Genomic DNA, 8,060 nt, shown 5'->3' with positions numbered 1-8,060 from the left:
CTCGGCATAGTCTAGAAAAGCCTGCGCGTTGGCATCGCCGCCCTCGATCAGATAGGCCCAGAGCGCGTTGAGATCGTCGAGGTCAATATTGGAGAAAGGCACCAGCCCCGCATCCGGCCTGGCGTCACCCGGCAGCACCGCGATCAGCGCTCCGGCGCGGGCGGCTGCCGCATGCAGCGCCTCCAGCGCATAATGGAAATAGCTGGCGCCGCCGAGCGCGCGGACGATGATCAGCTTCGCATGCCGCGCGGTGCGCTCGACATAGGTATCGACCGACATCGGATGCTTGAGGCTCATCAGGCTGGCAAGCCGGAGCGAAGGCCCCGCCCCGCGCTCGCGATGGGCGGCTGCGATCGCGGCAAGCTCGCTGTCGGCCGCCGACAGGAACAGGATATCGCCCGGCGTCTGCCCGAGGTCGATTGCCTCCTCGCCGTCGCTGATCGTTCCCTGTTGAGCCAGAAGCAGATGCATCGGGTTACGCCAGCGCTTCGATCGCCGCCCTCACCGCGTCCTGATCCATTTCGTGCAGGCCGATGACGACAAGGCGGGTGGCGCGCTTTTCGCCAGGCGTCCAGGCGCGGTCGAAATAATGGTCGATGCGGCTCCCGACGGCCTGGAGCTGCAGCCGCATCGGCTTGTCGGAGACATCGACGAAACCCTTGAGGCGCAGCACGTCATGGGCTGAAATAACAGTCTTCAGCGACTCGATGAAGCCGGCGGGATCGGCGACCGGGCCGAGTTCGGCGACGAAGCTGTCGAATTCGTCATGGTCGTGCGGCGCACCATCCTCATGCTCCAGCTCGTGATGCGACTTGCGATTGGCGACATCGTCCTCCGTACCGATGCCGAGGCCGAGCAGGATGCCGGCCGACACCTCGCCGTTCCGCGCCTCGATCATCACGGGCTTGCGCACCGTGCGGGAGGCGACCTCGTCGCGCACCCTGATGAGGCCGGCAGCGTCGATCAGGTCGGTCTTGTTGAGCACGATGAGATCGGCGCAGGTCAGCTGATCCTCGAACAACTCCTCGATCGGGCTCTCGTGATCGAGCGATTCATCCTCGGCGCGGCGCGCATCGACGGCATCGTGGTCGTCGGCAAAACGGCCGGCGGCAACAGCGGCGCTGTCGACCACCGTAATAACGCCGTCGACGGTCACCTGGGTGCGAATGTCGGGCCAGTTGAAGGCGGCGACCAGCGGCTGCGGCAGGGCAAGACCTGAAGTCTCGATGACGATATGGTCGGGCCGCTGTTCGCGCTCGAGCAGCTTCGTCATCGTCGGAATGAAATCGTCCGCAACCGTGCAGCATATGCAGCCATTGGTCAGCTCGATGATGTCGTCCTCGGTGCAATTCTCCGCACCGCAGCCCTTCAGCACGTCGCCGTCGACGCCGAGATCGCCGAACTCGTTGATGATCAGGGCAATCTTCCTGCCGCCGGCGTTGGTGAGCAGGTTGCGGATCATCGTCGTCTTGCCGGCACCGAGGAAGCCGGTGATGACGGTTGCGGGAATCTTCTGCTGGTTCATGGACTTAACCCTTCATTTTCAGCGGCAGGCCTGCCGCGATGAAATAAACTTCGGCGGCCTTCGCCGCGATCGATTGGTGCAGCCGGCCGGCATGATCGCGAAAATCCCGCGCCATGCGATTGTCGGGCACGATGCCGAGACCGACCTCATTGGAAACGAAAACGAGCCGCGCTTTCGCGGTGGGCAGGAAATCGGCAAGGGCGACAAATTCCGCCGCCATCTCACGCTCCTCCATCATCAGATTGGTGACCCAGAGCGTCAGGCAGTCGATGAGGACGATGCGCTCCTTGCGGTCGATGGCGGTGAGCTTGCCGACAAGATCGAGCGGCTCCTCATGCGTCGTCCAGGACGGACCGCGATCGGCCTTGTGTTGGGCGATGCGCGCCTGCATCTCCTCGTCCCATGCACGGCCGGTCGCGACATAGTGACGGTCGAGGCCGGTCGCCGTCACGAGGTCTTCGGCGAACCGGGATTTGCCGGAACGTGCTCCGCCGAGGATGAAGGTGGCAGTCATGCTCAAACGCCCCTCAGGGAGAGTGCGTAGCCGTGGCTTGTTCCGAGTGCACCTTTCTCGGCTACTGAGGGTGTGACACCCCCCTCTGTCCTGCCGGACATCTCCCCCACAAGGGGAGAGATTGAATCGCCGAGAGCTTTTCTCCAAACAATTGATGTAGGACGACGGTCGTGCTGCTTGCCGATCTCCCTCCTTGTGGGGGAGATGTCCGGCAGGACAGAGGGAGGGACCCAGCATTCGACATAAGCGGCCGAAAGCACACCTCTTGCAGCACTGCTTGGAGGCGTCGCGCGCGCCGCACCAGGCCGCGCCGAATTCAATCGTTCAGCCAAGACAACCTCCGTGCTGGCAACGGGCATAGTGCCCAGGTGTGGGCTTCTCGCCCGGCACGCATGGCAGGTCTCCTGGCTCGCGGTTATCGGCCGCGATCGGAGCGGACCGGAAACCGGTCGCCCTGATCGTGCCAGCGGATCATCCTCGCCTTCCCGGCTGCATCAGTGAAAAGGTGGACGATTCGTAGATTGAGAGGCGTCCGACCCCGGTTGATCACCATGCATTTCCAGTGGCTTTTCCGGCATGTCGCCCGTCCCGCCCGCTTGCATGATTGCAAGCCGCCGGCCGGAAGGGCTTAGTGCCGGATGGAAGACCCTGACCGCTCTACAGTCGCGGGGTCGGCTGTGATGAAGGCGCCCGGCTTGGGTCCGCCCCGTCACATTCCCTTTTCATCCGGAAGGGCGCAACACCGATCCGGAACCATCCGTTATGTCAGGATGGTCAGTCGACCATCCGTTATCGGGATGGTTAGGCAAGCGCAGGGATGAAGTCAACCGGCCTTGGCGACCGCCCGATCGCCGGCCACGTGACGTGGCCACACAAACACGACTTACCCTACCTTAAATATCGTCATTTATCAGAGACTTACGTCACCGAAATTTATTCCAACCGCCGGCTTTTCGCCGCAATTGCGTCGCAAGCGGACTGCGCGACCATCTCCGCCCTTGACCGGGCCTCTCCCCGCCTAGTTGTCTAGCCATGCTTATGAAATTGGATCGGCGCGGTTTCCGCGCGCTGCGTGTTTTCTTCGATCCGGGACGCCTGAGGGCGCTGACCCGGCGCAGCGAAGTCGGCCTGTCGCTGGCGGGCGCCGTCGTCGGCATCATCTCGGGTCTCGCCGTCACCGGCATGAGCTATGTCTCCAACGAGCTGCACCAGCTGGTCTTCGGCATCGCCGACAGCGAACGGCTGAGCTCGTCCGAGATCGAGAACAAGCTGCTGCTGCTCACCGCCCCCGTCATCGGCGGCGCCCTGCTCGGCCTGCTGCTTTTCGTGCTGGCGAAACGGCGCAAGAAGCCGATGGTCGACCCGATCGAGGCCAATGCGCTGCATGGCGGCCGCCTGTCCCTGACCGACAGCATCATCGTTGCCGTGCAGAACCTGATCTCCAACGGTTTCGGCGCCTCTGTCGGCCTGGAGGCCGGCTATACCCAGCTTGCCGCCGGCCTCGCCTCGAAATTCGGGCTGAAGCTGCAGCTTCGTCGCTCGGACCTGCGCACCCTCGTTGGCTGCGGCGCGGCGGGCGCCATCGCCGCCGCCTTCAACGCGCCGCTGACCGGCGCCTTCTATGCTTTCGAGCTGATCATCGGCACCTATACGATCGTCTCGCTGACGCCTGTCGTCGTCTCCGCCCTTGTCTCCACCCTGATCGCAAGGCTGCTCGCCGGCAGCGATTTCACCATCGATATCGGCAGCTTCGGTTCGGTCGTGCCGGCCGATTATATCCCGGCGCTGCTGCTCGGTGCGTTCTGCGCCGGTGTCGGCATCCTGATCATGCAGGGCGTCGCTTTTGTCGAGGAGCTTGCGCGCAAGAGCTCGATCGCCCCACCCTTCCGCCCGGCACTCGGCGGCATCATCGTCGGGCTCTTGGCGATGATCTCGCCGCAGGTGCTTTCGGCCGGCCACGGCGCGCTGCATCTCAACCTTTCCCGTGACGTGGCAATCCCGACGCTGATCGGCCTCTTCCTTTTGAAATCCTTCGCCTCGGCGATCTCGATCGGCTCCGGCTTCAGGGGCGGCCTGTTTTTCGCCTCTCTGTTCATGGGAGCCCTGCTCGGCAAACTCTTCGCCTATTGCGGCCCCTATTTCGCCGATGCGACGCTGACGCCCGTCATCTATGCCGTGGTCGGCATGAGTTCGCTTGCCGTCGCCGTCATCGGCGGGCCGCTGACCATGACCTTCCTGGCGCTCGAAATCACCGGCGACTTTCCGATCACGGCGCTGGTGCTCGCTGCCGTCATCACCTCCTCGCTGGTCGTGCGTTCGACCTTCGGCTACTCCTTCGCCACATGGCGCTTCCACCTGCGCGGCGAAAGCATCCGCAGCGCCCATGATGTCGGCTGGATCCGCAATCTGACGGTCGACAAGCTGATGCGCGCCGACGTCAAGACGGCAAGGGCGGGCATTTCTCTGGAGGAATTCAAGCAGGCCTTCCCGATCGGCTCGACCCAGCGCGTCATCCTCGTCGAGGAGAGCGACAAATATGCGGGCCTCGTGCTGGTGCCGGAGATTTACGCCAATCCGACCGATGCGCAGGACGAGGGCAAGACGCTTGCCGATTTCATCCACTATCGCAACGATTTCCTGCAGCCGCAGATGAATGCCAGGCAGGCGGCGGCGATCTTCGACAAGAGCGAAAGCGAAGCGCTCGCCGTCGTCAACAACCTGATCGAACGCAAGGTGATCGGCCAGCTCAGCGAAAGCTACACGCTGCGCCGCTACAGCGAAGAACTCGACCGCCGCCGCCGCGAAGTCTCAGGCGAGATCTGAGCAAGTCGGAACACTCCGTCGTCAGTCGGTGCCGGCGAGCTTGAAGACGTTGACCGGCTTCGAAACGCCGCGCAATTCGAAAGAGCCGAGACATTCGCTGGCAACGGCAGAGGTTACCGCGAAACTCTCCGACATCAGCAGATGGTGCCCGAGCACGCCGCAGAGTTTTTCGAGCCGCGAAGCCTCGTTGACGGCGCTGCCGATGACGGTGAAATCAAGCCTGCCGCGTGCGCCGATATTTCCATAGAAGACCTCGCCAAGATGCAGCACGACATCGACGCCGATGTCAGGACCTCCATCATTCCTCCGCTTACCATTCAGCACCTTGTTGGCTTCTAGAATATTCCTTGCGGAAGCCAGTGCGGCCATGCAGGCCTTTTGCGGATCTTCAGCATCGGTCGGAAAGATCGCCAGCACGCTATCGCCCATGAACTTGAGGATCTCGCCCGAATTTTCCTCGACATGCCAGCCGATCAGCTCGAAATGTTCATTCAGAAACCCGGCGATTTCGCCCGGCTGATAAACCTCGGTCAGCGCCGTGAAGTTTCTCAGGTCCGCAAGCAGGATCGCAGCATTGATCGCCCCTCCCTTTCCCCTCTGAATATCGCCTGCAAGGATGCGTGCACTTGTTTTGGCGCCTGTATAGACGGCAAGGATATCCGATGCGGTTTTCGTTGCCGCGATACGATAACAAGCCAGCCCCAGCGCCGGGAAGAGCTTCGCGACGATCGCCAGTTGGTCATCAGAAAATCCGCCCGGCCTGTCGCTTGTAAGAGACAGACTGACCCCGCGCAGCGCAGCCTCCTTCGGAAACTCCAGCAGGCCGACCAGATGATCGGTGCCGCCGCCATGCGCGAATTCCGCAAGCTGTGGGTAGTCATCGACACCCTCACCCTTGGCGATGTTCCATCGACCTGACGTTTCGCCACGGCCCAAAAGAAAATAGATCGGGGTCTTCTCGAAATTCAGCACTGCCGCACTGCCATACTCGGCATTCTCGATCGTGGTCGCACCGCCGCGCACGAAATTGGCCGAGACGCCGCCATACATGGGATGAATAGACGGCATTGAGATGCTTCCCCGCCAGATCGGAAAGCCATCCGCGATCAGCCGATCGCACAATCCGGCTATCAGCTCGCCAATATGCTCAGCTGTGATTCCATGCTCTATAAGCCACTGAATATGATTGTTAATTTCCGAACCTCCAAATGACCGACGCAGTTTATGGTCGGAATTCGGGCAAATGGACGGCGATGACCAACCCGGGGCGTTGCTACGTCAACCAATAGGCGAGTCAGGCAGATATTTCTAGCCATGGTCTCCGGCAACGACAACCACAAGGCAGGCTAAGCGGGAATGATACCTGCCGTTACCGTCATTCGGCTCCGACGAGAAGCAGTGAAGCGTGCCGCAGAAATGAAAGACGGTGCCGCAGCGCTTGCGGATATCTCACATCCTGACTGTCATGCCGCCGTCCACCGTCAGCACGTGACCGTTGACGAACGAAGCGGCGTCGCTTGCAAGAAACAGCGCCGCGCCGGCGATCTCGTCCGGGCGTCCCCAGCGCTGAACCGGGATGCGCTGGCGCACGAAGGGCATCAATTCCTCGTTCGCAGCCATCGCCGCGTTCGTCTCGGTCGCGAACCAGCCGGGCGCAATCGCATTGCTGGTGATCCCATGCGGGCCGAATTCGACCGCCATGCCGCGCATCAGTCCGGTCAATCCCTGCTTTGCTGCCGGATAGACGCAGTCGCCGGGCATGACGACATGGCCGCTGATCGAGGTCACTGCGATCAGCCGGCCGTAATTGCGTCGCTTCATCAACACGGCAGCGTCGCGCGACAGCGTCATCGCCGCCGCCAGGTCGGTGCGCAGCAGCTCGATGATCGCATCATCGTCGAATTCGGCCAGCGGCCGCCTGTCGCGAGCGCCGACATTGTTGATCAAAATATCGAGACGACCATGGACCTTGTCGATATTCGCCATCGCAGCACGCTGTGCCTCGCGGTCGGCGATATCGAATGCGGCGGCCTCCGCCGTGCCGCCCGCGGCACGGATCGTCCTGACGGCATCTTCCAGCGTCGCCGCCGCGCGTCCGTTGATGATGACATGCGCGCCGGCCTCGGCAAGGGCGCGCGCCATCTCGAAGCCCAGACCACGGCCGCCGCCAGTCACGAGCGCCACCTGACCAGCCAGTGAAAATCTATCCAATATGCTCATAGTTTTCGTCGCTCTCAACCGGGTCCGTCGCGACAATTAATGGACTCAGTCAACTAATTTGGCAATAGCAGAACGACGGCACCGATGGTGGTGCGAGGTGCGGCCTAACCGAGCAGCCCGGCCAGCCAGCGCGGATCGAGATGACGTTCCAATTCTCCGGCGATCTCGTCGAGTGCCTGCTCGACGCTCTCGCGGTAATTCCGCTGCTCCCCTGATAGACCGAAGCTTTGGAGCAGTCGAGCGCGGTAAGCGTCACTGCCGAAGAGGCCGTGCAGATAGGTCCCCATGATCCGGCCGTCGGCCGACAACGCCCCGTCGGGCACGCCGTCGATGATTGCCGAAGGCCGATCGCAATCCGCGCCGCGGGTGATGCCGAGATGGATCTGGTAGCCGGCAAGCGGCGCATCATATTCGGTCGAGCGGGCCTGGCTGTTGCGCACCGTCTTCTCCGGCGCCATCTCGGTCTCGATGTCGAGCAGCCCAAGCCCCGGCGTCTCGAGCGTCCCGCCCTCGATGCCGAGCGGATCGTGCACCATGCGGCCGAGCATCTGGTAGCCGCCGCAAATGCCGATCACCCGGCCGCCACACCTGACATGCGCCTGCAGATCGCTCTCCCAGCCCTGCGCCCTGAAGTCGGCGAGATCCGATATCGTCGATTTCGAGCCGGGAAGCACAACGAGGCTCGCATCGGCAGGTATCCGCTCGCCTGATCGCACGAAGACCAGCTCGACATCCGGCTCGGTCCTTAGCGGATCGAGATCGTCGAAATTGGCGATACGTGGCAGCACCGGCACGGCAATCTTCAGCGCGCCCGTCCCGCCCCTCGCCAGCCGTTCGAGCACGGCCGAATCTTCAGCCGGCAGGCGCGCGGCACCCCGCAGCCACGGCACGATGCCGAAGCAGGGCCAGCCGGTGAAGCCTTCGATGGCACGGATGCCGTCATCGAACAGCGAGACGTCGCCGCGGAACTTGTTGATG

Annotated in this window: 6 protein-coding genes, 1 pseudogene and 1 riboswitch; of the genes and pseudogenes, 1 reads left to right on the top strand and 6 read right to left on the bottom strand. The window is 62.6% G+C overall.

Annotated elements, in window-relative coordinates; all coding sequences use genetic code 11:
• The 3 genes and pseudogenes from FY112_RS03405 to cobU form a co-directional block, all read right to left on the bottom strand.
• Positions 1–471: pseudogene (locus FY112_RS03405) on the bottom strand (cobaltochelatase subunit CobN); the annotation flags it as partial.
• A gap of 4 nt (positions 472–475) precedes the next feature.
• Positions 476–1,525 (bottom strand): cobalamin biosynthesis protein CobW, encoded by a 1,050-nt coding sequence (cobW, locus tag FY112_RS03400; protein WP_151517688.1) that lies wholly within the window; start codon positions 1,523–1,525, stop codon positions 476–478.
• Positions 1,526–1,529: 4 nt separating this feature from the next.
• The gene (cobU, locus tag FY112_RS03395; protein ID WP_029870697.1) at positions 1,530–2,039 is read right to left on the bottom strand and encodes a bifunctional adenosylcobinamide kinase/adenosylcobinamide-phosphate guanylyltransferase; all 510 of its coding nucleotides are present in this window, start codon (positions 2,037–2,039) and stop codon (positions 1,530–1,532) included.
• A 376-nt stretch (positions 2,040–2,415) separates the two neighbouring features.
• Positions 2,416–2,812: riboswitch (cobalamin riboswitch) on the bottom strand.
• Between the two features lie 259 nt (positions 2,813–3,071).
• Between cobU and FY112_RS03385 the strand changes: the two genes are divergently transcribed.
• Complete coding sequence (locus FY112_RS03385) at positions 3,072–4,862, top strand: chloride channel protein (RefSeq protein WP_012757842.1); 1,791 nt, start codon at positions 3,072–3,074, stop codon at positions 4,860–4,862.
• Positions 4,863–4,883: 21 nt separating this feature from the next.
• Here FY112_RS03385 and FY112_RS03380 read toward each other — a convergent pair whose 3' ends face one another.
• The 3 genes from FY112_RS03380 to FY112_RS03370 form a co-directional block, all read right to left on the bottom strand.
• Positions 4,884–5,930, bottom strand: a complete 1,047-nt coding sequence (locus tag FY112_RS03380; RefSeq protein ID WP_246700593.1) for an adenylate/guanylate cyclase domain-containing protein — start codon at positions 5,928–5,930, stop codon at positions 4,884–4,886.
• A 381-nt stretch (positions 5,931–6,311) separates the two neighbouring features.
• A complete protein-coding gene (locus FY112_RS03375; protein WP_029870694.1) occupies positions 6,312–7,082 on the bottom strand; it encodes an SDR family oxidoreductase in 771 nt (256 codons plus the stop codon).
• A gap of 104 nt (positions 7,083–7,186) precedes the next feature.
• Positions 7,187–8,060: cobyric acid synthase (locus FY112_RS03370; protein WP_151517684.1), on the bottom strand; the 874-nt coding region annotated here is incomplete at its 5' end.

The sequence above is a fragment of the Rhizobium sp. PEPV16 genome, from assembly GCF_008919455.1.
GTDB lineage: Bacteria > Pseudomonadota > Alphaproteobacteria > Rhizobiales > Rhizobiaceae > Rhizobium > Rhizobium leguminosarum_Q.
The sequence above is the reverse complement of the archived record's forward strand: the minus strand, read 5'-3'. Positions and strand labels throughout refer to the sequence as shown.